23 protein-coding genes and 1 tRNA gene are annotated in these 23,782 nt (G+C 46.7%); 19 read left to right on the forward strand and 5 right to left on the reverse strand.

All coding sequences use genetic code 11. From position 1 onward, the window contains the following. A partial coding sequence (locus tag GXP22_00695; GenBank protein ID NOX08004.1) for a hypothetical protein occupies nt 1–723 on the reverse strand: 723 nt, incomplete at its 3' end. Nucleotides 724–812: 89 nt separating this feature from the next. Between GXP22_00695 and GXP22_00700 the strand changes: the two genes are divergently transcribed. Next, a complete protein-coding gene (locus tag GXP22_00700) occupies nt 813–1,697 on the forward strand; it encodes a pentapeptide repeat-containing protein (GenBank protein ID NOX08005.1) in 885 nt (294 codons plus the stop codon). Between the two features lie 177 nt (nt 1,698–1,874). Continuing rightward, a complete protein-coding gene (gene mog / locus GXP22_00705) occupies nt 1,875–2,411 on the forward strand; it encodes a molybdopterin adenylyltransferase (GenBank protein ID NOX08006.1) in 537 nt (178 codons plus the stop codon). On the opposite strand, the gene GXP22_00710 is transcribed toward mog, so the two are convergent. Continuing rightward, a tRNA-Leu gene (locus GXP22_00710) sits at nt 2,412–2,496 on the reverse strand. It abuts the gene before it with no gap. Between the two features lie 126 nt (nt 2,497–2,622). Here GXP22_00710 and GXP22_00715 point away from each other — a divergent pair. The 7 genes from GXP22_00715 to secF all read left to right on the forward strand — a co-directional run bounded on the left by GXP22_00715 (nt 2,623) and on the right by secF (nt 8,670). Further along, on the forward strand, nt 2,623–2,784 hold the full coding sequence (locus GXP22_00715; protein NOX08007.1) for a hypothetical protein: 162 nt from the start codon (nt 2,623–2,625) through the stop codon (nt 2,782–2,784). Further along, a complete protein-coding gene (locus tag GXP22_00720) occupies nt 2,781–3,254 on the forward strand; it encodes a hypothetical protein (GenBank protein NOX08008.1) in 474 nt (157 codons plus the stop codon). The genes GXP22_00715 and GXP22_00720 overlap by 4 nt, the downstream gene beginning before the upstream one ends. Before the next feature lie 64 nt (nt 3,255–3,318). After that, complete coding sequence (gene queA / locus GXP22_00725) at nt 3,319–4,359, forward strand: tRNA preQ1(34) S-adenosylmethionine ribosyltransferase-isomerase QueA (protein NOX08009.1); 1,041 nt, start codon at nt 3,319–3,321, stop codon at nt 4,357–4,359. After that, nucleotides 4,359–5,474, forward strand: coding sequence for a tRNA guanosine(34) transglycosylase Tgt (gene tgt, locus GXP22_00730; protein NOX08010.1), 1,116 nt, complete (start codon nt 4,359–4,361; stop codon nt 5,472–5,474). Before queA ends, tgt begins: the two co-directional genes overlap by 1 nt. A 29-nt stretch (nt 5,475–5,503) precedes the next feature. Further along, complete coding sequence (gene yajC / locus GXP22_00735; GenBank protein NOX08011.1) at nt 5,504–5,833, forward strand: preprotein translocase subunit YajC; 330 nt, start codon at nt 5,504–5,506, stop codon at nt 5,831–5,833. A 17-nt stretch (nt 5,834–5,850) separates the two neighbouring features. Beyond that, the gene (gene secD / locus GXP22_00740) at nt 5,851–7,704 is read left to right on the forward strand and encodes a protein translocase subunit SecD (protein NOX08012.1); all 1,854 of its coding nucleotides are present in this window, start codon (nt 5,851–5,853) and stop codon (nt 7,702–7,704) included. Nucleotides 7,705–7,728: 24 nt separating this feature from the next. Further along, entirely contained in the window at nt 7,729–8,670 is a 942-nt protein-coding gene (gene secF, locus GXP22_00745; GenBank protein ID NOX08013.1) for a protein translocase subunit SecF, read from the forward strand. A 16-nt stretch (nt 8,671–8,686) separates the two neighbouring features. Here secF and suhB read toward each other — a convergent pair whose 3' ends face one another. Together suhB and psd are read right to left on the reverse strand one after the other, a co-directional pair. Then, nucleotides 8,687–9,484: an inositol-1-monophosphatase gene (gene suhB, locus GXP22_00750; protein ID NOX08014.1), complete on the reverse strand. Its 798-nt coding sequence runs from the start codon at nt 9,482–9,484 to the stop codon at nt 8,687–8,689. Between the two features lie 100 nt (nt 9,485–9,584). After that, the gene (gene psd, locus GXP22_00755) at nt 9,585–10,472 is read right to left on the reverse strand and encodes a phosphatidylserine decarboxylase (GenBank protein NOX08015.1); all 888 of its coding nucleotides are present in this window, start codon (nt 10,470–10,472) and stop codon (nt 9,585–9,587) included. A gap of 131 nt (nt 10,473–10,603) precedes the next feature. Between psd and prmB the strand changes: the two genes are divergently transcribed. The 3 genes from prmB to hemN are packed head-to-tail and all read left to right on the forward strand — an operon-like array spanning nt 10,604 to nt 13,270. Next, the gene (prmB, locus tag GXP22_00760) at nt 10,604–11,539 is read left to right on the forward strand and encodes a 50S ribosomal protein L3 N(5)-glutamine methyltransferase (protein NOX08016.1); all 936 of its coding nucleotides are present in this window, start codon (nt 10,604–10,606) and stop codon (nt 11,537–11,539) included. Between the two features lie 6 nt (nt 11,540–11,545). Then, the gene (locus GXP22_00765; GenBank protein NOX08017.1) at nt 11,546–11,866 is read left to right on the forward strand and encodes a general secretion pathway protein GspF; all 321 of its coding nucleotides are present in this window, start codon (nt 11,546–11,548) and stop codon (nt 11,864–11,866) included. Between the two features lie 15 nt (nt 11,867–11,881). Next, entirely contained in the window at nt 11,882–13,270 is a 1,389-nt protein-coding gene (hemN, locus tag GXP22_00770) for an oxygen-independent coproporphyrinogen III oxidase (GenBank protein NOX08018.1), read from the forward strand. An 83-nt stretch (nt 13,271–13,353) separates the two neighbouring features. Here the strand turns inward: hemN and GXP22_00775 are convergent, their stop codons facing one another. Beyond that, nucleotides 13,354–13,554 (reverse strand): hypothetical protein, encoded by a 201-nt coding sequence (locus GXP22_00775; GenBank protein NOX08019.1) that lies wholly within the window; start codon nt 13,552–13,554, stop codon nt 13,354–13,356. A 100-nt stretch (nt 13,555–13,654) separates the two neighbouring features. Between GXP22_00775 and aroC the strand changes: the two genes are divergently transcribed. From aroC to GXP22_00810, 7 genes are all read left to right on the forward strand, one after another. Continuing rightward, nucleotides 13,655–14,752: a chorismate synthase gene (aroC, locus tag GXP22_00780; protein ID NOX08020.1), complete on the forward strand. Its 1,098-nt coding sequence runs from the start codon at nt 13,655–13,657 to the stop codon at nt 14,750–14,752. A gap of 199 nt (nt 14,753–14,951) precedes the next feature. Next, the gene (locus tag GXP22_00785) at nt 14,952–16,088 is read left to right on the forward strand and encodes an MFS transporter (protein NOX08021.1); all 1,137 of its coding nucleotides are present in this window, start codon (nt 14,952–14,954) and stop codon (nt 16,086–16,088) included. 118 nt (nt 16,089–16,206) lie between these two features. Beyond that, nucleotides 16,207–16,653, forward strand: coding sequence for a DUF2132 domain-containing protein (locus GXP22_00790; GenBank protein NOX08022.1), 447 nt, complete (start codon nt 16,207–16,209; stop codon nt 16,651–16,653). Nucleotides 16,654–17,065: 412 nt separating this feature from the next. Continuing rightward, nucleotides 17,066–17,302: a hypothetical protein gene (locus GXP22_00795; protein NOX08023.1), complete on the forward strand. Its 237-nt coding sequence runs from the start codon at nt 17,066–17,068 to the stop codon at nt 17,300–17,302. 77 nt (nt 17,303–17,379) lie between these two features. Continuing rightward, the gene (locus tag GXP22_00800; protein NOX08024.1) at nt 17,380–17,805 is read left to right on the forward strand and encodes a hypothetical protein; all 426 of its coding nucleotides are present in this window, start codon (nt 17,380–17,382) and stop codon (nt 17,803–17,805) included. Nucleotides 17,806–17,861: 56 nt separating this feature from the next. Further along, nucleotides 17,862–18,215, forward strand: a complete 354-nt coding sequence (locus GXP22_00805; GenBank protein ID NOX08025.1) for a hypothetical protein — start codon at nt 17,862–17,864, stop codon at nt 18,213–18,215. Between the two features lie 86 nt (nt 18,216–18,301). After that, nucleotides 18,302–23,677 carry a tandem-95 repeat protein gene (locus GXP22_00810; protein NOX08026.1) on the forward strand — a complete coding sequence of 1,792 codons (5,376 nt, stop codon included), beginning with the start codon at nt 18,302–18,304 and terminating at the stop codon, nt 23,675–23,677. The last annotated feature ends 105 nt before the right edge of the window (nt 23,678–23,782 follow it).

Consider the following 23,782-nt stretch of genomic DNA (forward strand, 5'->3'; position numbering starts at 1 on the left):
TGTGGTTCCAGCCGGCGCGGTTGTCGTTGTTGTGGCAGTTGTGGTTCCAGCAGACGCGGTTGTGGTGGTTCCGGCAGACGTGCCCCTGTTTGAGGTGTTACCTGTTGTCTGGTTTCTACCCCCCCAGTTTTTCAGGGTTTGCAATAGACGCACTAGATTAGCCCGGGTATCTGTAATAATGGCATCCTGCTGTCTTCCCTGTATCGTTGGACGATCAAGTTGGGCTAATTTTGCCTCAAGAAAATTGCCGCTATCCAGTAAGGCCTTGCGCAAGCCATTGGCGGTTGATGCTTGTGTTGTTGCGGGCAGCATGGCGATTAATTGCTGTATTGCTGTGCGTACATTACTTGGAATGTTGTTGGGCTTTTTATTAAGAATCTGTGCCAGATTAGCTAGCAGAGGTGCTATGCTATCCTGACGGGGCAGTGCCATACGGAAGGCATCCTGTACGGGATTACTAACGATGGTGTTGATGATTTTGAGTAACGGTGAATTACCCGCTTCCGCAACCAGTAGTTTAAGGGCCTGCCCACTTTTGATGGCCTGAGTACCAAGGGCCTCGACCTGTTGGTTGCCGATTTGTAACAGGGTTTTGCCATTGATGGTGTTGCTAATGCTAGTTGCTTGCAGGATTTGCCCAACCCGCCAGTTGTTAATGCTTGTTTCGGCATTGCCTCGTATCTGGGGTGGTAATCCGGGTTGAGTGGGGCCTGTGGGTTGCATGAAAGGGGATCCAGTAGCAGAATGAACATCAGTTTATTAATGAATGGTTTTAATATACCCTAAATCAGGGTTGGTGGTAATTATTGATTATGAATAAGAGTTCCTGGTATGTGCAGAGTAATGGTAAGTTGCTAGGTCTTTTTCCTGAGCGACAGATACATGAGTTTTTGTTGCTGGGACGAGTGAGTTTGACTGATAAGATCAGTCGTGATCAAAAGTCATGGCGACAAATCAGTACGATATCAAACTTCGCATCGAAAGAGTCCGAATGTGATCCCGATGATGAGGTTTGTTTGCTTAAACAGGAACGAGCACGAATTCGGGCGAATGAGCGCAAAGGTAAGGATCGCCGCGTTGCTGAGGTTCTGGATGATCAGCAACAGGATCAACGTGGGCAGGATCGGCGTGAGAATGAGGATGATAAAGTATCACTTTCTCGAGTAAGGCATAGTGGTTCGAACGCCAGGGCTAAGCAGGGGACAGGGGGCAAGCAACTGGCTATTCTTTTTTTATTGCTGATTACTCTGGGTTCTGCACTTTATATCTGGGGGCCTGATAATAAACAGGTCGATCCGCAGTGTGACCAGCCTTTTGTCAGTGGTATCAACTGGGATAATTGTGATGTATTAAAGGTGAAAGCAGGGCGTATGAACTTGAAGAATATTACTGCGACGAATGCTCATCTTTCCCAGGCGTCATTTTATAATGCAAAGCTGGCATCATCGAATCTTTCCTATAGTGATCTTTCCTATGCAGACTTTCGTTTTGCCCGCTTGACCAATGTGCGTATGGTGGGTGTTAATTTGCAGCGGGCGAGCCTGTCTCGGGCACATCTTAAAAATGTGGATCTTTCCTATGCGGATCTTAGAGGTGTGGATATTACTGAGTTGACCTTTGAGGGTGTGAGTCTGAGTAAAGCGATATGGGTTGATGGGAAGGTTTGTGCGGTGGGGTCGGTTAACAGCTGTCAGTAATATGTGAAAAACCGAGACAGTGATTGCCTATCCTTAATCAGAGACACGCCGTGAAACCATCCATGGTGGCTCGACAGCCGCGTCCATGCGGCTGACGGTCTCTGCTTAAGGATAGGCAACCCCTGTCTCTAGTGGTTAATTCTAGCGGTTAACGTAAATAGTAAGTAAGGTACTTGAATGAGTAATGAAATGCGTATTGGTATTGTCACGGTCTCGGATCGTGCCAGTCGGGGTGAATATGAGGATCTTGGCGGGCCGGCATTACAGGCGTGGTTGGAGCAAACCTTGTCAACACCCTGGGAGGCTGTTCCCCGTTTAGTTCCGGATGAGCAAGATCAGGTGGAAGCTGTATTAAAGGAGCTTTGTGATGATCAGGGTTGTAGTCTGGTTGTGACTACCGGGGGCACTGGGCCTGCATTAAGGGATATTACACCGGAGGCAACTGCGGCGGTCTGTGACAAGATTATGGATGGTTTTGGTGAGCAGATGCGTGCGGTATCGCTGCAGTATGTGCCCACTGCAATTCTGTCACGACAGATTGCCGGTATTCGGGGGAAGGCCTTGATTATCAACCTGCCGGGCAAGCCCAAGGCGATTGCCGAGTGTCTGGATGCGATCTTCGCTGCGGTACCTTATTGTATTGATTTGATTGGCGGCCCACGGATCGAGGCACATGCTGATCGGGTCAAGGTGTTTCGACCTAAAGCTAAATAATGGTAGCTAGGGGGGGAGTCGAACCCCCATGCCCGAAGGCGCAGCATTTTGAGTGCTGTGTGTATACCAGTTCCACCACCTAGCCAACAGGAGGGGATTCTATCCTATGCCTGAGTATTGGGCAATAGTAATAATTATAGCTTCTTGCAAATGTTACCGCGTGTGGTATCCTTTGCGTATGGGTAAGATGCGTAGAGGGAACTACATATTTTTGACATGGGTAGGTGATCATTCTCCTCGGCACGTTCATGTCTATCAGAAATCAAGACTGGTAGTGAAATGGGATCTGGAAAATAAGCAGGTTATGGAAGGAATGGTTAATCGAAGGTTGATAAAACTTATCGAGGAACTGGATAGTGAAGGTGTATTATGAAAATACGCAGTGTTTCGATTAATAATCGAAAAAATGAATTTATGGTTATAACTCGCGCTGGTCTTACATATCCCTTTCCCTATGGAGAAGCTGATCCCTGTCCAGGATTAGATGATCGAATTTCTGAGGTGTTCGTAGACAAAGAACTGGGAAACGAGGCCTTTACCTATATCCTGGAATCGGGCAAAGAGGGTTCAATCCATATTGAGCAGATTCTGGAATGTAACGCGGATCCCAATTATCTTGCAGGGCTTCTTGTTTACAAGCTTACATTGGAAGCTCAGGCAGGGGTTAAAGATAGCTGTTTAAGTATGCGTCAGATAGCTAAACGGTTGCAGACCTCTGTCCCCCAATTATATCGATTGCTGGATTCTGCGAATACACGTAAGTCAATGAGTCAGTTGGTTGCGCTGCTTCATGTGTTGAACTGTGATGTTGATCTAGTGGTTAAGAAGAGGGTCGCGGCATAATTGATCAGAGCTTCCTTAGTCGTGATACTTCCTGTGATCCACGATTATGCTAGAATCCCCGCCCATGAAACGCAGTGACTTTTCTTATCCTCTCCCGCCTGAACTGATTGCACAGCAACCGATGCCGGAGCGCAGTGCGAGTCGAATGTTATATCTGCCTGTGACCGGAGTGCAGGATCGTTATTTCCAGGATTTACTGGATATTCTTCAAGCGGGTGATCTGCTGGTTTGTAATGATACCCAGGTGATACCGGCGCGGCTCTACGCGCTTAAAGAGACAGGCGGTAAGGTTGAGATCCTGATTGAACGTATTATTGGTTCACATCAGGTGCGAGCGCAGGTGCGGGCTAGTAAGTCGCCCAAGGTGGGGTCGCGACTGGTGTTGGAGGATGGTCTGTTCATTGCGGTGGTGGCGCGAGACGGGATGTGGTTTGATCTTGAATTCCCGCTGTCTGTGGAGTTGATGGATGTGCTGGACCAACAAGGGCATATCCCGTTACCACCCTATATTAATCGAGCGGATACCCTGAATGATCGGGATCGTTACCAAACAGTTTTTGCCAAACGCCCGGGTGCGGTAGCGGCACCGACTGCGGGGCTTCATTTCGATCAGGCGATGTTTGATCGGTTACAGGAAAAAGGGGTCGACAGGGGATTTGTCACCCTGCATGTCGGGGCGGGAACCTATCAACCGGTGCGGGTGGATGATCTGAGTGATCACCGTATGCATGCAGAACACGTTGAAGTGAGTGATGAACTCTGTGCGCAGATTAAGGCGACTCAACAGCGTGGTGGTCGGATCGTGGCAGTGGGGACAACGGTGATGCGTAGTTTGGAGACTGCGGCAGCGATGGGTGAACTGGCACCTTATCGTGGTGAGAGTCGTTTGTTTATTACTCCTGGCTATTCGTTTAAGGTGGTTGATGTTCTGTTAACCAATTTTCATTTGTCGGAATCAACCCTGTTAATGTTGGTTTGTGCCTTTGCTGGGTATGATACGGTGATGCAGGCCTATCAACATGCGATTACACAGAAATACCGTTTTTTTAGTTACGGCGATGCGATGTTGTTGGAACATAATATGGCCGATCAAGGTAGTAAGTAATGAAATTTGAACATGATTTAAGCGATGGACTTGCCCGTCGTGGACGTATGATCTTTACACGTGGTGTGGTTGAGACTCCGGCTTTTATGCCGGTTGGAACCTATGGCACGGTGAAGGCAATGACACCGGAGGCGGTTGTTGAAGGTGGTGCACAGATTATTTTGGGTAATACCTTTCATCTGGCTTTGAGACCCGGTGTTGAAGTGATTAAGGCACACGGTGATCTGCATGACTTTATGCATTGGCAGGGCCCGATCCTGACCGACTCGGGTGGTTTTCAGGTGTTTAGTCTGGGCGATCTGCGTAAGATTACTGAGCAAGGTGTTGATTTTCGTTCCCCTATTAATGGTGACAAGATATTTCTCGGGCCGGAAGAATCGATGTCGATTCAGCGTGATCTGGGTGCGGATGTTGTGATGGCCTTTGATGAATGCACCCCTTATCCGGCGGATCGGGAACAGGCTGAGAGCTCGATGTCACTATCTATGCGTTGGGCTGCCCGTTGCAAACAGGCGCATGGTGATAACCCTTCTGCTCTATTTGGTATTGTGCAAGGTGGCATGTATCCTGATCTTCGTCTGCAATCATTAACGGAACTGGAGACTATCGGTTTTGATGGTTATGCCGTGGGTGGTCTTTCGGTGGGTGAGCCGGAACAGGATCGAATCGCTATCCTGGATACATTGGCTCCTGTCTTGCCAGCGGATAAACCACGTTATCTAATGGGTGTGGGGAAGCCGGAGGATATTGTTGAAGCGGTACAGCGTGGTATTGATATGTTTGATTGTGTGATGCCGACACGCAATGCCCGTAATGGACATTTGTTTGTGCGTAACGGTGTCATTCGCATCCGTAACTCTCGTCATCGGCATGATACTGCAGCGTTAGATGCCGAATGTGCTTGTTATACCTGTCGTAATTTTAGTCGTTCCTACCTGCATCACCTGGATAAATGCGGTGAGATTCTTGGTTCGCAGCTGAATACGATTCATAACCTGCGTTACTATCAGGACATTATGCTTGAGATGCGAACGGCTATTGAGGGGCAGTATTTGCAGCAGTGGATAAAAGAATTTTATGCTCGACGCAACCAACGAGCAGAGAATGTGTCATAATAGCGCCTTTAGATAGCAGGAGTTTTAGTATGAGTTTTTTGATTTCAGATGCGATGGCCGCCGCCGCGCCCGCTGAGCAGAGTGATCCAATAATGACCTTTTTGCCATTAATTGTGATCTTCGTAATATTTTACTTTATGTTGATTCGTCCGCAGTCAAAACGGGCGAAGGAACATAAACAGATGGTCGAGGCCTTGCAAAAGGGTGCTGAGGTTGTCACTAATGGCGGTGTACTCGGTAAAATTACAGCTGTTGGTGATAATTTTATGACGCTGAAAATTGCTGATGGTGTGGAGATCAGGGTTCAACGCCAGTCCGTATCTCAGTTAATGCCCAAGGGTACAATAAAGAACGCATAGTATAAGGTCCGAGCATGATAAATCAGTACCCCTTGTGGAAATACCTGTTGATTCTGGCAGTTATCGTCATTGGTAGTTTGTATGCATTACCCAATCTCTATGGTGATAATCCTGCTGTACAGGTGTCAGCGACACGCGATCTCAAGATAAATACACAGACGCGTGATCAGATAATACATTCCCTGAAAAATGCCGGGCTGAGTTATCAATCGATTAGTCTTGAAGGCGAGCGTCTGTTGATTCGTTTTACCGATACCGGGGATCAATTGCGGGCAGCCGATGTGTTGACCGAAGAGCTTGAACGGGGCTATGTGGTTGCACTTAACCTGGCATCGGCAACGCCGGACTGGTTGAAATCAATTAATGCCTTACCCATGTATTTGGGTCTGGATCTGCGCGGAGGCGTTCATTTCCTGATGGAAGTGGATATGGATGCGGCGGTTAATCAATCTCTGGAACGTTATGTCGGGGAGTTACGTAGTTATCTGCGTGGTGAAAAGGTTCGTTATCTATCACTGAGTCATGCCGAGAAGGGTGTGCAGATCTTATTCCGCAATATTGAGATTCGTGATCAGGCACAACAGCTTATTCGTGATGAATACCGTAATTTGATATTGACTGAGCTGGACGGTGACAAGCCTGGTCTACTCGTGTCTTTGAGCGAGCAGGAGCAGGCGGATACGCGTGCTTTTGCGGTGCAGCAGAATATTACGACTCTGCGTAATCGTGTCAATGAGCTTGGTGTTGCCGAGCCGGTGATACAGCAGCAAGGCAAGGATCGTATCGTGGTGCAATTACCGGGTGTGCAGGATACTGCCAGGGCAAAGGAAATCCTCGGCGCAACAGCGACACTTGAATTTCGTCTGGTTGATGAGAAGCATAGTGTCCAGGATGCCATCGCTAGTAAACGTATTCCGGCAGGCTCCCGGCTTTATCGTGAGCGAGACGGAAATCCAGTATTGCTGAAGAAAAGTGTCATCCTGACCGGTGATTACATTACCGATGCCTCCTCGGGGCTGGAACAAAATAGTGGTAGTCCTGCGGTATTCATTAATCTGGATGGCAAGGGTGCGCACTTGATGGAGAACGCGACCAAGGATAATATTGGCAACCTGATGGCGGTGGTGTTTATTGAAAACAAGGTCGAAACCCGGCAGGTGAATGGTGAAGCGGTCAAGACCCGGTATAAACTTGAAGAAGTTATCAATATCGCTCGTATCAGGGATCGTTTATCCAGACGCTTTCAGATCACCGGTCTGGATGATACCCGTGGTGCCAGGGATCTAGCCTTGTTATTGCGTGCAGGCGCATTGGCTGCCCCGATTGAAATTATTGAAGAACGTACGGTAGGGCCGAGTTTAGGTAAGGAAAATATTGAACAGGGCTTTATGTCTGTGGTCATTGGTTTTGTGCTGGTGTTGATCTTTATGGCCTTTTATTATCGTGTCTTTGGCCTGATTGCCAATATTGCCCTGACACTTAATCTGATCTTGATCGTTGCTATTCTTTCCATGTTGCAGGCCACCCTGACCTTACCGGGTATTGCTGGCATGGTATTGGTTGTGGGTATGGCTGTCGATGCTAATGTATTGATCTTTGAGCGAATACGGGAGGAACTGCGCGCTGGTAATAGTATTCAGGCAAGTATCAATGCTGGTTATGAAAAGGCACTTTCAACCATTGCCGATGCCAATATAACGACCTTGATTGCTGCCGTGGTTTTATTCAGTTTTGGTACCGGGCCTATTAAGGGTTTCGCAGTAACCTTGTCTATTGGTATTCTTTGCTCCATGTTTACTGCCATTATGGGCACCCGGGCATTGGTTAATCTGATCTACGGTGGAAGACAAACCCGTAAGTTATCGATTTAGTCCGGGGTTAATAGAAGAAATAATATGCACACATTAAATACAAAAGCACACTTTAATTTTATGGGTAAACGCAAGTTTGCTGTCGCCCTGTCCGGTATCCTGTTGCTCATTGCGATTGTCTCCATATTTATGCGTGGGATGACTCTGGGTATTGATTTTACCGGGGGTACCCTGATTGAGGTGGGTTACACTCAGGCTGCTGAGTTAAAACAGATCCGTTCATCACTGAGTAATGCGGGCTTTTCCGATGCCCAGGTTCAATATTTCGGTAGTGCCCGAGATGTCCTGATTCGCATTGCCCCACGGAAGGATCTGAGTGGTGCCGATATGAGTGGTCAGGTGTTATCGGTATTACGTGAGAAAGATGCCGCTGTCATGATGAGAAGGGTGGAGTTTGTTGGTCCTCAGGTGGGTGAGGAATTAACGGAACAGGGCGGTCTGGCGATGTTGTATGCGTTGATTGGTATCCTGATCTATGTGGCTTTACGCTTTGAATGGCGTTTCTCGGTAGGCTCGGTTGCCGCTCTGGTACATGATGTAATCATTACTATTGGTTTCTTTTCTTTATTTCAGTTTGAGTTTGATCTTACCGTGCTGGCAGCAATATTGGCGGTTATTGGTTACTCACTGAATGATACGATTGTTGTGTTTGACCGTATTCGTGAGAATTTTCGTATGATGCGCAAGGCAATGCCGATAGAGGTGATGAATGCCTCGATTAACCAAACGATCTCACGTACCTTGATAACCTCGATTACGACCTTATTGGTATTGATTGCCCTTTTTTACTTTGGCGGTGAAGTGATCCACGGTTTTTCATTAGCCCTGATTGTCGGTGTGGTTGTGGGTACTTATTCATCGATCTATGTGGCGAGTAGTACCACCTTGATGCTAGGTGTTAATCGCGAAGACTTGATGCCGCCACAGAAGGAAGAGGGTGAAGAAGGAGTAGGCGATCAGCCGTAACCCAACGAACCCACTTTTATTTCTTCAAATCTTCTGTTAAATGAGGCTGTATTGCCTTAATAATACCGGCAAAGACGCGTGAAGGCCCGGCAACAATATTACCGGTTTGAAGAAAATCATGGCCACCACTGAAGTCACCCACAATACCTCCTGCCTCTTGTATTAGTAATACCCCTGCTGCAATATCCCATTCCTGTAGACCAATTTCCCAGAAGCCATCCAGTCGTCCGGCGGCAAGGTAGGCGAGATCCAGTGAGGCAGCGCCGGGGCGACGTATACCCGCAGTGTCCTTGAATAATGTCTTGAACATCTTCAAATAGGTATCAAGGTGTTCTTGTGCCTTGAACGGGAAACCAGTGCCTAATAGTGCCCCTTCCAGGCTCTGGCGTTTTGTTACACGTATTCTACGATCATTCAGATAGGCGCCTGATCCCCGACTGGCAGTAAATAATTCCTGCCGCATGGGATCGTAGATGACCGCTTGTTCTAATCGTCCCTTGTTCTTGAGCGCGATGGATACGGCAAACTGTGGGAAACCATGCAGAAAATTGGTGGTACCATCGAGGGGGTCAATCACCCATTGATAATCATTACCGTCTTGCTTACCACTCTCTTCAGCCAGAATCGCATGATCCGGGAAGGCCTTGCGCAGGGTGTAGATAATCTCGGCCTCGGCCTTTTTATCGACCTCGGTAACAAAGTCGTTATGATCCTTGTTAGTAATAGTGAGTTCATCGATATGATCAACGCTACGCAGAATAATATCACCCGCCTTACGGGCGGCGTTGATTGCAATGTTTAGCATGGGTTGCATAGCGGGATTCTCGTGTCGATAGTGTTGCTTCAGGGGGGAAGATTCTAACAGAAAAATGTTTTTTCTTCAGGTTTAATAAATGTTTTTGGTAGGGTGCGTATTACGCACTACCTGGTTTTACGGGATGACCAATCTGTTGTCCCATGTGCAGGGTGTCCTCTATTTTTAGAGACTTTTTCCACTCGATCGCCTGTTTTCCAAACAGCAGGATGACGGTGGAGCCCATGTTAAAGCGCCCCATCTCTTCACCGCGGGCGAGGCTGATGTTTTTATCTCGATGATCCTTGACGCGAATCTTTGAGCCGTGGGGTGGGGTGACGACACCATCCCATACAGTTTCAATGCAGGCGACGAAGATGGCTCCGACCAGGATTACAGCCATGGGGCCGACCTCGGTATCAAACAGTGCTACCAGGCGTTCATTACGGGCAAATAGTCGTGGTACGGCTTCTACGGTGTGGGGCGCAACACTGAACAGGCGACCGGGGATGTAGATGGTCTCGGTCAGACGGCCTGCGAGGGGCATGTGGATGCGATGATAATCACGCGGTGAAAGGTAAATGGTGTGGTATGCACCCTGTTCAAATAGCTGTGCCTGTTGTGCCTGTCCACCGAGTAGCTCCAACAGAGTGTAGTCTTGTTCCTTGGCTTGAATGATGCGCTGATTGTTCTGAATCTCGCCAAGTTGGCTGACGGTGCCATCAACCGGGCTACAGAGCGTGTCATCTGCACCTTGCAGTGGGCGCGCATGAGCCTGTAATTCACGCGTAAAGAAGGCGTTAAAACTGGGGAACTGGGCAGGATCTTGTATGACAGCCTGATTAATCTTCACATCATATTTTTTCATTACCCAACGAATCAGGCCGTTTTTCCACCATTTGATCTCAATGCGTGTGGCTCTTAGCATCAGACGTGATAGCAGATGATGGGGCAGAATATAGAGCAGGTAGGTTTGTAGTCGATTAGACAGGCTGGCTGTGGTTTTCATGGGGCTATTATTTCATATTCCATATTGATAGGTGAGAATATATTTTTATTTGGTATAAGTTGTCGGGTATTGGATGAAAAACAGGGGTCAAAATCAGGTATCATAGGTGATTCTGAAAACAGGGGTTTCTTATGAGTCTATCCACCGATATCAACGGCCTGCATACACTGCGTGATTTTATACGTTGGGCGGTCAGTCGTTTTAATCAGGCAAAGCTGTATTTTGGGCATGGTACCGATAATGCTTATGATGAGGCGCGTTTACTGGTGACTCATGCTTTGTTTTTACCGTTCGATTGTCCCGATGATCTTCTGAATAGTAGTTTGACGACAACGGAGAAGCAACAGGTGTTTGATTTGTTGCGCCGTCGGATTGATAAAAGGATTCCTGCCGCCTATATGATTGGAGAGGCATGGTTTGTTGGTTTGCCTTTTTATGTGGATAATCGTGTGTTAATCCCGCGTTCACCTATTGCAGAATTAATTGAGACTGGTTTTGTGCCGTGGGTCGATCCGGATGAAGTTGAGGCTATCCTGGATCTTTGTACTGGCAGTGCTTGTATCGCAATCACCTGTGCTCATGCTATGCCAGATGCTAGTGTTGACGCGGTTGAGTTATCGCTTGATGCGTTGGCGGTGGCACAGAAGAATGTTGAACGTCATTTGCTGGAAGATCAGGTGCGCTTGATAGAATCCGATTTGTTTGATGCCCTGGAACCCAGGAAATATGACATTATAGTGAGCAACCCGCCTTATGTTTCCAGGGAAGAGATGGATAGTCTGCCATTGGAATACCGGCATGAACCGGATATCGGGCTACATGCGGAACAAGAAGGCATGGCATTGGTATTGCGTATTCTGCAACAGGCGCGTGCTTGGTTAAAGGATAGTGGCATATTGGTGGTTGAGGTGGGTAATACTGAGGATGTGCTACAGCGATTTTTACCCGAGGTGCCTTTTTGCTGGCTTGAGTTTGAGCGTGGTGGTAGCGGTGTATTTATGTTAACCGCAGAGCAACTGGACCAATATCAGGATCAGTTTGATAAGAAAGTAAGTGAGGTTGAGTAAGATAATATGATGTTAAAACGACCTAAAACAGCCAAAGAATATGTTTATCTGGTGGATCAGGCGATTGATGAGGTGAATGATCTCAAGATGTCGGCAGAATATGACATGGACTCCCTTGGTGAGTCACTGAAGTTCATCCCTGATCTGGAAGAGCAGTTGCGTGAGTTACGGGAGTCTATGACCGATGGTAGTTATACCTTTGCCAATGAGGATCTACAGTTTATGCGTATTGTTGAGCATGAGGATGACCGGTTGCTACCTTTCAAGTATCTGTTTCTGGTGATTAATGAGACCCATAAAAAGGGTCTTGATGTTGATGATGAATAACAAGAGTTATTGAATATGGATCAAACACTGGTTTTTGATAGTGAGTTAATCAAGCGTTACGATGTCAGCGGGCCACGTTACACCTCGTATCCTACCGCTGTGCAGTTCCATGAGGGCTTTGGTACACAGCAGTATCGTGAGATTGCATTAGCAAGTAATAATGCAGAAGAAGGTGTTACACCGTTATCGTTGTATTTTCATCTGCCGTTTTGCGACACGGTATGTTTTTTCTGTGGTTGTAACAAAGTGGTGACCAAGGATAGAAACCGTGCTGCACCTTATCTTGAACGTCTGCACCGTGAGATTGAGATGCAGGCTCAATTATTCGATAATAATCGACCAGTGAATCAGTTGCATTGGGGAGGTGGTACGCCGACCTTTATCAGTCATGATCAGATGATTGAGTTGATGCGGGTAACCGGTGAGCATTTTCAATTACTGGATAATGATGAAGGTGAATACTCGCTGGAGGTTGATCCACGTGAGATCCGAACTGAGACCATAGCCTGTTTGCGTAGTATTGGTTTTAATCGAATCAGTATGGGGGTGCAGGATTTTGATCCTGCGGTGCAAAAGGCGGTTAATCGTATTCAGTCAGAGAAGGAGACTGAGGCCGTTATTGTGACTGCGCGTGAGGAAGGCTTTAAATCAGTCAGTATGGATCTGATGTATGGTCTGCCGATGCAGACGGTGCAGACCTTTTCACAGACATTGGAACGGGTGATTGATCTATCACCAGACCGACTTTCGGTGTTTAATTATGCCCATCTGCCTGAGTTATTTAAACCTCAGCGCAGGATCAACGAGGTTGATCTTCCGGTTCCAGGCGAGAAGCTTGAGATATTGCAGTTAACGATAGAACGTCTATTAGCTGCCGGTTATGTTTATATCGGCATGGATCATTTTGCCCGCCCGGATGATGAAATGGCGATTGCCCAGCGGGAAGGAACCTTATATCGTAATTTCCAGGGTTATTCGACTCATGCAGATTGTGACATGGTGTCGATGGGGGTTACGGCTATTAGCAAGGTCGGTTCCAGCTATTCACAAAATCAGCGTGTGATGGATCAATATATTGCTGATATCGATGCCGATCAATTGGCAATATTTCGTGGTGTGGAGTTAGATAGTGATGATCTGCTGCGACGTGAGGTGATTAATCAGCTGATTTGTCATTTTGAACTGGATATCAAGGTGATTGAACAGCAATATCAAATTGTCTTTGCGCAATACTTTGCAACTGCATTAAAGGCATTGGTTGATATGGAGCGAGATGGATTATTACAACTAAGTGAGACACGCATTGTAGTACAGCCTGCAGGCAGGTTGCTGATTCGGAATATCTGTATGGTGTTTGATCGTTACATGGAGAATAGTGGTAAACGTTTCTCCAAAGTGATTTAAATTTGGTGACCTAAGAAGCCCCAATGTATCTGCATAGCGACTTGTTCTGCAGATGCATCAAGGGCCTCCTTGATCATTGATCGTTAAATAGCGCGGTGATAAATAAGTCCGGGCTCAAGTAGTATTTCAGATTTGCCCAGTTGTGATAGCGGGTAACCGTCATCAATGTACTCGGCGATACGGTCAAATTCATACGTTGCCTGGGCCTTTTTTACTTTAGCAAAAATAGGTTTTCCCATATAATTTCCCAGGGTCTTGGCGTGTTGTGTGTTATGTTGTCCCATGTCGTGTCTCATTCCAGTTTAAGTATCGTAAGAGTGCTTCAGTGAAAAAGGTAACGGCTTTTGCCTAGCGAACTTTAGTTTTTTAGATAGAGAATTCAAGATGTCAGGAAATTCATTTGGAAAGTTATTTACCGTAACCGGCTTTGGTGAAAGTCATGGTCCGGCTTTAGGGTGTATTGTGGATGGTTGTCCACCCGGTTTACCTTTGATTGAGGCTGACCTGCAAAGTGATCTGGATAGGCGTAAACCAGGGCAGAGTCGTCATACGACTCAGCGTCGTGAGGGTGATGAGGTTAAGATCCTGTCCGGTGTTTTTGAAGGTGTTACTACAGGCACACCCATTGCTTTGCTGATTGAGAATACGGATCAGCGTTCAAAAGATTACGGCAATATTATGGATCGTTTTCGTCCCGGTCATGCTGATTACACCTATCAGCAAAAATATGGCATTCGTGATTATCGGGGTGGTGGTCGATCCTCGGCGCGTGAGACGGCGATGCGTGTAGCCGCCGGTGCCATTGCCAAAAAATATTTGTATCGGCAACAGGGTATACAGATACGGGGTTATCTGGCTCAGTTGGGGCCATTGAAGCCACAGGTATTTGACTGGGATGTGGTTGAGAAAAACCCGTTCTTTTTCCCGGACGAGGCGATGGTGCCTGAGCTTGAAACCTATATGGATGCCTTGCGTAAAGAAGGCGATTCCATTGGTGCGCGGGTGAACGTGGTTGCCAGTGGTATGCCTGTGGGTCTGGGTGAACCCATCTTTGACCGACTAGATGCTGATGTGGCACATGCCATGATGAGTATTAATGCCGTTAAGGGTGTTGAGATCGGTGCTGGTTTTGATTGTGTCGAGCAGAAGGGTACGCTGCATCGGGATGAGATTACGCCGGATGGTTTTTTAACCAATCATGCGGGTGGTGTGTTGGGGGGTATCTCGTCGGGTCAGGATTTGTTGGCAAGTATTGCGCTCAAGCCAACCTCCAGCTTGCGTATCCCTGGGCGTAGTATTAATCGTGCAGGTGAGGCTGTTGAGGTCATTACCGAGGGTCGCCATGATCCCTGTGTCGGGATTCGTGCCACACCGATTGCCGAGGCGATGTTGGCGATTGTGTTGATGGATCATTATCTGCGGCATCGGGCGCAGAATGCGGGGGTTGAGTCGGGTGTGCCTGTGGTGCCGGCTCAGGCTTAGTTGTTTTTTTGAGTTCGAGGTATGAGCTGTTGGTCTCTATTCGAGACACGCCGTGAATACATCCATGTAGGCTCGATGCCCGCGTCCATGCGGGCAACGGTCTCGAATAGAGATCAACAACTCGTACCTCTTGTGGCTAACTGAAAGCTTATGATTTGGCGAGATAGTGGTAAGAATGAGTAAGTCCTCCCCCGTAGCTATTCCTTATTGGCGTCTATCCGGTTTCTACTTTGTCTATTTTGCGACCATTGGTGCGCTGATACCCTATTGGAGCATCTATCTCAAGGATCTGGGTTTTAATGCCGCCGAGATTGGTGAGCTGGTCGCGATTATTATGGCGACCAAACTGGTGGCGCCGAATCTGTGGGGGTGGATTGCGGATCATACCAATCAGGGTATGCGTATTATTCGCCTGACCTCGTTACTGGCTGCGATTAGTTTTGCGGGTGTCTTTTTTACTGAAAGCTATCTTTGGTTAGCCGTTGTTATGGTGACTTTCAGCTTCTTCTGGAATGCCGCACTGCCTCAGTTTGAAGTGACGACGATGAATCACCTGGGTGAATCCACCCATCGTTACAGTTCGATCCGTTTGTGGGGATCGATTGGTTTTGTCGTTACCGTAGCAATGATTGGCCCGATGTTGGATGTGTATGGTGTGCGTCTGCTACTACCGGTATCGTTATTGTTATTTTTTCTGATCTGGGTGTTTAGCCTATTAGTGCCTGAAGGACGGCAGCCACAATCCCATGCCAATAATAATGAGCGTTTCCATTGGGTGTTACGCAAACCAGAGGTATTGGCATTATTATTAATCTGTTTCCTGATGCAGATGAGTCATGGTCCTTATTACACCTTTTTCTCTATCTATATGGAAGAGCATGGTTATTCCCATACCGCTATTGGTCAGTTGTGGGCATTAGGTGTCATTGCCGAGGTGATTGTGTTTATGGTGATGCACCGCTGGATACCCCGTTTCGGTGCGCGTTATCTGATGATTGCCAGCCTGTTATTAACCACCTTGCGCTGGTTGTTGACCGCCTTTTTCCCTGATTATGTCGCCGTAATTATCTTTTCCCAGACACTCCATGCTGCTAGCTTTGGTATCTATCATGCCGTAGCGATTGATCTTATCCATAAGATGTTTGTGGGTCGACTACAAGGTCGTGGTCAGGCCTTGTATAGCAGTGTCAGTTTTGGTGCTGGTGGTGCTATCGGTAGTCTATTGAGTGGTTATCTCTGGTCAGGCATAGGCGCACAATGGATGTATGTATTGGCAGCATTGACCAGTGGCATTGCCGTGATGGTAGCTATGTGGGGTTTGAAGCCATCCCAATAACCATTTGTTTATAAGGGCTTATTGTACTATTCTAACCTTGATATTGTAGTGCTACATCTTATCTATGTTTTTACGGGTATAATTTATCGCTATTCACTCCCTTTGAGTTGACATTAGTATGAGCAATGAGATCAATTACAAGAACAACCCCTTACACGGTGTTAGTTTAAAAAGCTTGTTGATTGAAATAGTAGATCAGTATGATTTTGAGATACTCTTTGCCTATTTAAATATCAATTGTTTTAAGACCAATCCAAGCATTGATTCCAGTGTTAAGTTTTTAAAAAAAACGGATTGGGCGCGTGAAAAAGTTGAAGTCTTCTATTTGTATGAGTTTAAAAACTTACCTGGAGCATCTTCTGAACAGTTTTCATTGCCTCCAAGGGGGAGGGTTATTCCAGAAGACCAAGCGCCGGGTGATCCTAAAGAACTGAGTTTAGAAGATGCTGAACGGTTGCGCGAAAAGCGTGCAAATAAGTCAACTGCACGAGAGCAGTCGGCTGGGCAGCGCTCGGGAATGAATGTCGATCTATGGGCGAATCGAAAAAATAAATATAAGCGATGACGGAACGAATAGATGCCTAACAAATAAAGAATACGATAGGTAGCCCAATCTGTGACGGGCTAACCTACCTTAAAAACGCATCAGCCTATAGTGATTACAGGGAAAAGAGGTAATGCTGTTTTGGTTTATGAAGAAGAAAAGGTTATAAAGATCATCCGGCTATGGACTCATTATGCATAATAGTAGAAAAGCAGGCTATTGGTTAGAACGTACTATTATGTAGAGTGTGCCAGCTATCCAGCACCCGATCAATAGTTGTCAGACTTTAAGGTTAGGAAGTAATATGGAATATTTTCATGAGAGTGAATGCTCACCTTTATCAGTGACTTATGCTATATTTTGCATTGATTTTGAACTCTGAAAATTGAGTTGAAATATGAATCCTGGAATTTGAGTTATAGAGAGATTGATTATGCCCTGGTATCACCTTGAACGGCACCGTCACGGCCTTGCTTCCATTGCAGTCTTGTCACTAATTGCCACTAATAGTTACTCGGCAGAAGAAGTTTTTCGTCTGGATAATCGAACTGATTTTGTTAACTATGATCTTAGTGGGCCAGGTAAGGGAAAAAGTTTCTACGATGAGGGTGCGCATTATCTACAAGAGAGTGATTTGACTTATAAGACCACCTTATTCTACAACGGCTAAGGGTATTGCTAAAACCCACAAATCGGGGCAGGCTAATCGCATAACGCTACGTACTTATTTCAAAGGCACCCGGATTAATGCCAAACTGGAACGTGTTAGTACTGATTTTAAAGCCTTGGCAGGGAGCGCAACACCGGATCGTCAAATGGGTCTATATCAAAGTCAGCAAAAAAATTGCCAGGCGTTGGAAGTTGACGGGTAGCTATGATTATTACTCGAATAATCTGGATGGCAGGAATGCCAGTGGCACGACAAAGAATCAGCTCGGTTCATTCGGCCTTAAACGCACTCGTCTATTTGATCGCAAGAGCCTCGTTGTGTCGACCTCGTTACGTCAAAAACGAACACGTAACAATACCTATCGTGCTTCCATGTTACTGAATCGCGGTAAGGCACATCGATTCAACTTTCTGCTTGAGAAAAATCTATCGGATACTTATGCATCTGGTGGCAATGACTCTCTGAGATTATTGAGGTGGTTGGTTTGGAAAATGGTGAATTGAAGATACTAGAAACCAGGACTGGTAGGTTTTGGCAGTAGCATCAGCAGAATAATATAATGCAAATAAATACAACAAGAAGATTGGTGGATGTGGTTATCCTGTTTATCGCGGGAAATTACCTGTATAACTTTATGGGTGATTTATCATCCTCGATTATTGGGTTCTTTGCTTCGTTGGCCTATATATTCTTTTATCGCTTGGCGAGAAAGGCATTAGGTAGTCCGCCATTTTCATATTACTTTTTTATGTGGGTTCCTACGGTGGTATTTGTGTTTGCCCCTGTCGGGTATGATTTTTATCAGGCGGATTCTGCCGGGCTCATTTCCTGGGCTGTTGGGGGGCTTCCGTGGTTCCAACTGATACTGCCGATTGTATTGCTTTACATTGTTCGCGAAGAGTTAAAAAAGTAACGGGTTGGAACTGTGGTATTATGAAATTTCGTGCAATGTTGACTATAAAACCGTGAGAAAATTTTAATCAATCAGGTGGATAAAGGATGTCTCGTTTTTTATTACAGAAAGCAACACCGAAAGCTTTTATAGCGCTGCTCCTTGTCTTTTTATTATCTCTGCTATCGGGTTGTGGTGGCGGTTCAGCGTCATCTAATGGCAACAATGCCAGTGTAACGATCAATATTGGCAGCTCTCAAAATGTTGTGTCGGTTAATTCGGGGCAATGGCTTCTTAATCAAATCATCACTCAGGCTTATGCCGCCTCATTGTTGACGGAATATAGTTATCTATCACGGATCACTCTGGAAATATGGGAGGGTGACAATAATATAACGGGTCAAATTAACGAGAGATATAATAAGGGCACTTTTGGTGCGCTTGTCGCTGCTGAGGGCAATGATGCCTTGTTGTTGCTGGATACGAGTACCCGTATTAGTGTGCCGGCAGATGTGGCGTTGAGATATGTCGTTAAGGCCTTCCAGACGGTGGATGGTGAGTTAGTCCGGTTTTTTCAGACTGAGGCGAGCTACACGGCAGGGCTTGATAGTGCCGATTTTTCGGGTAATCTCAATATGTCACTTCGTGTGAATATAAACGACTCGATGATCCAGCAAATGGATACGCCTTCATTGCCCTGTGTTGATGAAGATATTGACCCGATCACTAATGCTGTTGTGGGCGATGGTATTTGTGATACCTATGAAAACCTGTTTGTGGTTATTGATACTCGAACGGGTTCAGTCACTGAAGGTCAGTATATCCCTGATGTTGATCTGGACGGTATACCTAACGGTATTGATACAGACTCGGATGGTGATGGTGTTGATGATGCGAATGAGGATGCATCGCAGAATTCAAATAATGGCTATCCAAATTTTGTACATACTAACAATAACCCGACATCGACCCGTGCCGAGATTACGCTTGCTCAAGGGGCCACGCAAACATTTAGTCCTGATGTCGATGATGATGATGAGGGTGATACCTTTACGGTTATTTCGGTAATACAGCCATTACTAGGCGCGGTGTCTATCGTGGGTGGTGCATTGCACTATGAGGCACCACGAGACCAGTCAGGTGATACTCAGTTTAGTTATACGGTGGTAGATTATGCTGCACAGACACCGATTAGCGGGATAGCACTCATACACATTACAGCCGCTACGCCACCGAATAGTGCCCCGGACGTTTATTCGCTAGCAAGTCTTGAAACCAATGAAGATACAGCAATAAGTAATATCGATGTTGTCAGCGAGACTGATGCTCAAGACCCTGATGGTGATAACATCAGTGTCACTGCCTTTGATACTGTTTCAAACTGGGGTGGAGTTGTTACCCAAAATCTGGATGGTACGCTGAATTACACACCCGCTGCAAATTACAACGGTAGTGATAGTTTTGCGTTTACTATTAGTGATGACTTTGGTGGATCTATAGCAGGGGTGTTCGGCTTCGATGTGTTGGCCGTCAATGATGCGCCTGTTATTAGTGGTGCTCCGGTTATCACTGTGGAGGAGAATAGTACCTACAGTTTTATGCCAACAGCTAATGACGTTGATGCGGGTGATATCCTGGTCTTTAGTCTCACTAATCAACCTGCCTGGGCAAGTTTTAACACAATAACAGGTGAGTTGAGTGGTATACCGGCGAGAGATGATGCTGGGGTTACTCTGAATATTGTAATCACTGTAACCGATAATGAGGGTTTAACCGATTCTCTACCTGCTTTTGATCTAACGGTGACAACAAATAATGTGCCGCCTGTTTATCAATCACAGATCTATGAGCACTTTTCTGGCGGTGAAAATCATACGCTGGCACTGAGGAGTGATGGTACGGTTTGGGCGTGGGGGGGCAATAATTATGGTCAACTGGGTAATGGTGATTTTGGTGGCGGCTCCACGCCTGTTCAGGCACTGGGGCTGAGTAATATTATCGATCTGGCTGCGGGTGACTTTCACTCTGTGGCCTTACGGAGTGATCGAACAGTCTGGCTTTGGGGGCATAATAATAATGGTCAACTGGGAAAGGACTCTGCTGAACATGAATCGAGCATACCTTCGCAGCTTGTCGGACTAACAGCGGTTGATGCGGTTGCTGCTGGTCGTCAGTACACGGTCGCATTGAAAACGGATGGTACCGTCTGGAGTTGGGGTAGAAACAGTTATGGTCAGTTGGGGAACGATTCAACCACTAGCACAGAGATACCTCAGCAAGCTGTTGGCTTAAGCAATATTATTGCGATTAGTGCGGGTCGTTACCACGCCCTTGCACTCAAGGGTGATGGCACCGTCTGGGCGTGGGGTAGAAATAATTATGGCCAACTGGGTGATGGTAGTGATACTCAGAGGACTATACCGGTTCAGGTGAGTGGTTTGACGGGTGTTGTTAGTATTGCGTCGGGTGGCAGTCATAATATTGCGATGAAATCCGATGGTACGCTGTGGCTGTGGGGCTGGAATCTTTATGGCCAATTGGGTGATGGCACGATGACTGATTCCGCCATACCAGTTCAAATTGCAGGTCTAACAGGGGTCGATAGTATGGCTGCCGGTCGTTACCACACCCTTGTTTCCCGATCTGATGGTACGGTCTGGAGTTGGGGCAGGAACCTTGAAGGTCAGTTAGGGGGTAACACAACGAGTGGTTCAACAAGCCCTGTTTTGATGACATCTCTATCGGATATTACCGCGGTTTCTGCCGGTTATAAACATTCGTTGGCACGTGCTTCTGATAACACGCTATGGGCATGGGGACGTAATGGTTATGGTCAATTGGGCGATGGTGCCGACCTGGTTCTGACGACCCCTCGAACAATGAGTGAGATAAGGTCTGTGTTGGCTATTACCGCTGGACGTAAGCATTCTGCGGCTATTTTAGACGATGGTCGTGTGTGGTCGTGGGGTGATGGCGATGATGGCGAGTTGGGTAATGCTGCAACTGTTGATGTCAGTGTGCCAGTGCCGGTGGCAGGGCTTAAATCTGTACGTCAAGTTACATTGGGTATTGGGTTTAGTGTGGCCTTGAAGGAAGACGGCACGGTGTGGTCATGGGGCAGTAATGGCTATGGTCGATTAGGGGATGGCACAACCAATGATTCCTCAGTGCCGGTACAAGTGTCGTCATTGAGTGATGTGTCCGATATATCCGCTGGTCGTTATCACGTGCTTGCCTTGATGTCTGATGGCAGCGTCCAGTCCTGGGGCAGAAACAGTGATGGTCAGCTGGGTGATGGGTCGAATACACATCGACATACACCGGTACAGGTGGGTGGTTTAAGTGGTGTTATTGCTATTGCAGCGGGTGGTTATCATTCATTTGCGCTGCGGAATGATGGTACCGTCTGGGCCTGGGGTCGAAACACTAATGGCCAACTGGGTGATAATAGTTTTGTGGATAGCGCTGTGCCAGTGCAAGTATCCGGGCTCAGTGCTATCACTGCTATTGCGGGTGGTGGTTATCATGGTTTTGCCCTGAAGGATGATGATAGTCTCTGGGTGTGGGGTCGAAATGATAGGGGGCAGGTGGGTAATGGTTCTCTATCGGATTTGGCTACACCCGTTTCTATCTTGACGAATGTGGCTGATTTTTCTGCTGGGGATTATCATTCACTGGCAATCAGGAATGATGGCACGTTATGGTCCTGGGGTTGGAATGATAATGGACAGCTGGGTAATGGTGATACGTTCAATTCTTCCACACCGGTTCAGATGCAAAACGCGGGTAATGTCATTGCTATTGCCGCGGGTTATTATCATTCCATGATGTTGCGTACTGATGGAACAGTCGCTACATGGGGTTATGATAATAATGGGCAATTGGGTACTGGTCGCTCATTGATCTCCACAGTGCCTTTGCGTGTGGCTGATGGTGTGTCGTTGCATGCCTGGGAAGATGTCAGCGCGACCACTATTGATGTATTGGGTTATTTTACCGATGCCGATGGTGATCTACCTTCTGTTATTTCAGTCGATGCTAATAGTGCAGAGGGTGGCAGCGTTATTGATAATAACGATGGTAGCTTTAACTATACACCTGCGCCTGGTTTTAACGGGATTGATTTCTTTGCTTATACGGTGTCGGATGGGGTTGAATCAGTATCGGTAACAGTGACGGTTAATGTGGGTTCGGTTAATGACAGGCCGTTAGCTGTTGATGACAGTTATACCTTTTCCATTGGTGATACAGCGCTTATGGTGGTCGCCAATAGCGGTGTCCTGTCGAATGATAGTGATAGTGATTTCGATGCCATGACAGTAATGGTTGATACCTTGCCTGCCAATGGCACACTGGTGCTTAACATTGATGGTAGCTTTGTTTATACCCCTACCGGCGCACTGACGACCGATAGCTTTACCTATATGGTCAGTGATGGTCAGGGTGGCGTTGATACAGGGCTAGTTAGTATTTCGGCAGACTGGATTACCTCTATCCAGTATTTCAATTTCTCGGACCTGTCGGCCTTTACTCTTAATGGTCAGGCATCCACCTTGAATCCGGTTGCGGGTGAGTCGGTTCTACGTTTGACAGCAACGGGTATTGGAGGCGGGGGCAGTGTATTCCTTAACCAGACTATTCCGCTACAGGATAATAGTGGCTTTAATGCCTCATTCAGTAGTTTCTTCAAATTCCGTATCAGTAATCCGGCAGGTATCTCTGACAGTGATGGACAGGGTGCCGATGGTCTGGTATTTGTCGTGCAGACGGCGGCAGATAGTGTCGGTGGTTTAGGCGGAGGTATAGGCTATTCGGGTATTAATAATAGTGTTGGTGTTGAGATTGATACCTACAATAATGGCGGTGGGGATGGCAATAGTGGTAACCACGTTGGTATTAACACCAATGGTAATCTGTCCTCCATTGCATTGGCACCGTATCCTGATCGTTTCAATGACGGTGATACGTTCTTTGCCTGGGTGGATTATCAGGGCTCCAGCCAGAATCTGGAGGTGCGTATTTCAGCCGATGGGGTGCGTCCTGCGCTGGCGATGGTTTCAGCAACGATTGATCTGGTAACAACCCTCGGTGTCTCTGATGCCTATATTGGTTTTACCTCAGGCAGTGCAGCGGCTACTAATAATCATGACATTCTGGCTTGGGAGTTTGTTAATGCCTACGCACCGATACAGGCTATGGGTACGGCACCGGTTGCCGTTGATGATGCCGAGGTAACGGGTCAAGATATTATTCTCGTTACCGGGAATGTCTTGTTGAATGACACGGATGTTGATGATGATGTGCTTAGTGTCAGTAATTACCAGACGACAAGTGCGCAGGGTGGGACTGTTGTTGATAATGGTGATGGAACCTTTGCTTATATGCCTCCACCAGGCTTTTTGGGTGTTGATAATTTCGAATATACCGTGACAGATGACTTTGGTGGTTTTGATGTGGGTGTCGTTGGTATCAATGTGATGTAGTGAACCTTAATGTCGATAAGGGTGGTCAGCTCTCGATTTCATTGTATTCAGTCTGTTGTATCCGTATTTAAGTCTTATTTTCTCGTGTCTTTCTGGTATGATAAG

This window comes from Gammaproteobacteria bacterium (assembly GCA_013151035.1).
GTDB lineage: Bacteria > Pseudomonadota > Gammaproteobacteria > JAADJB01 > JAADJB01 > JAADJB01.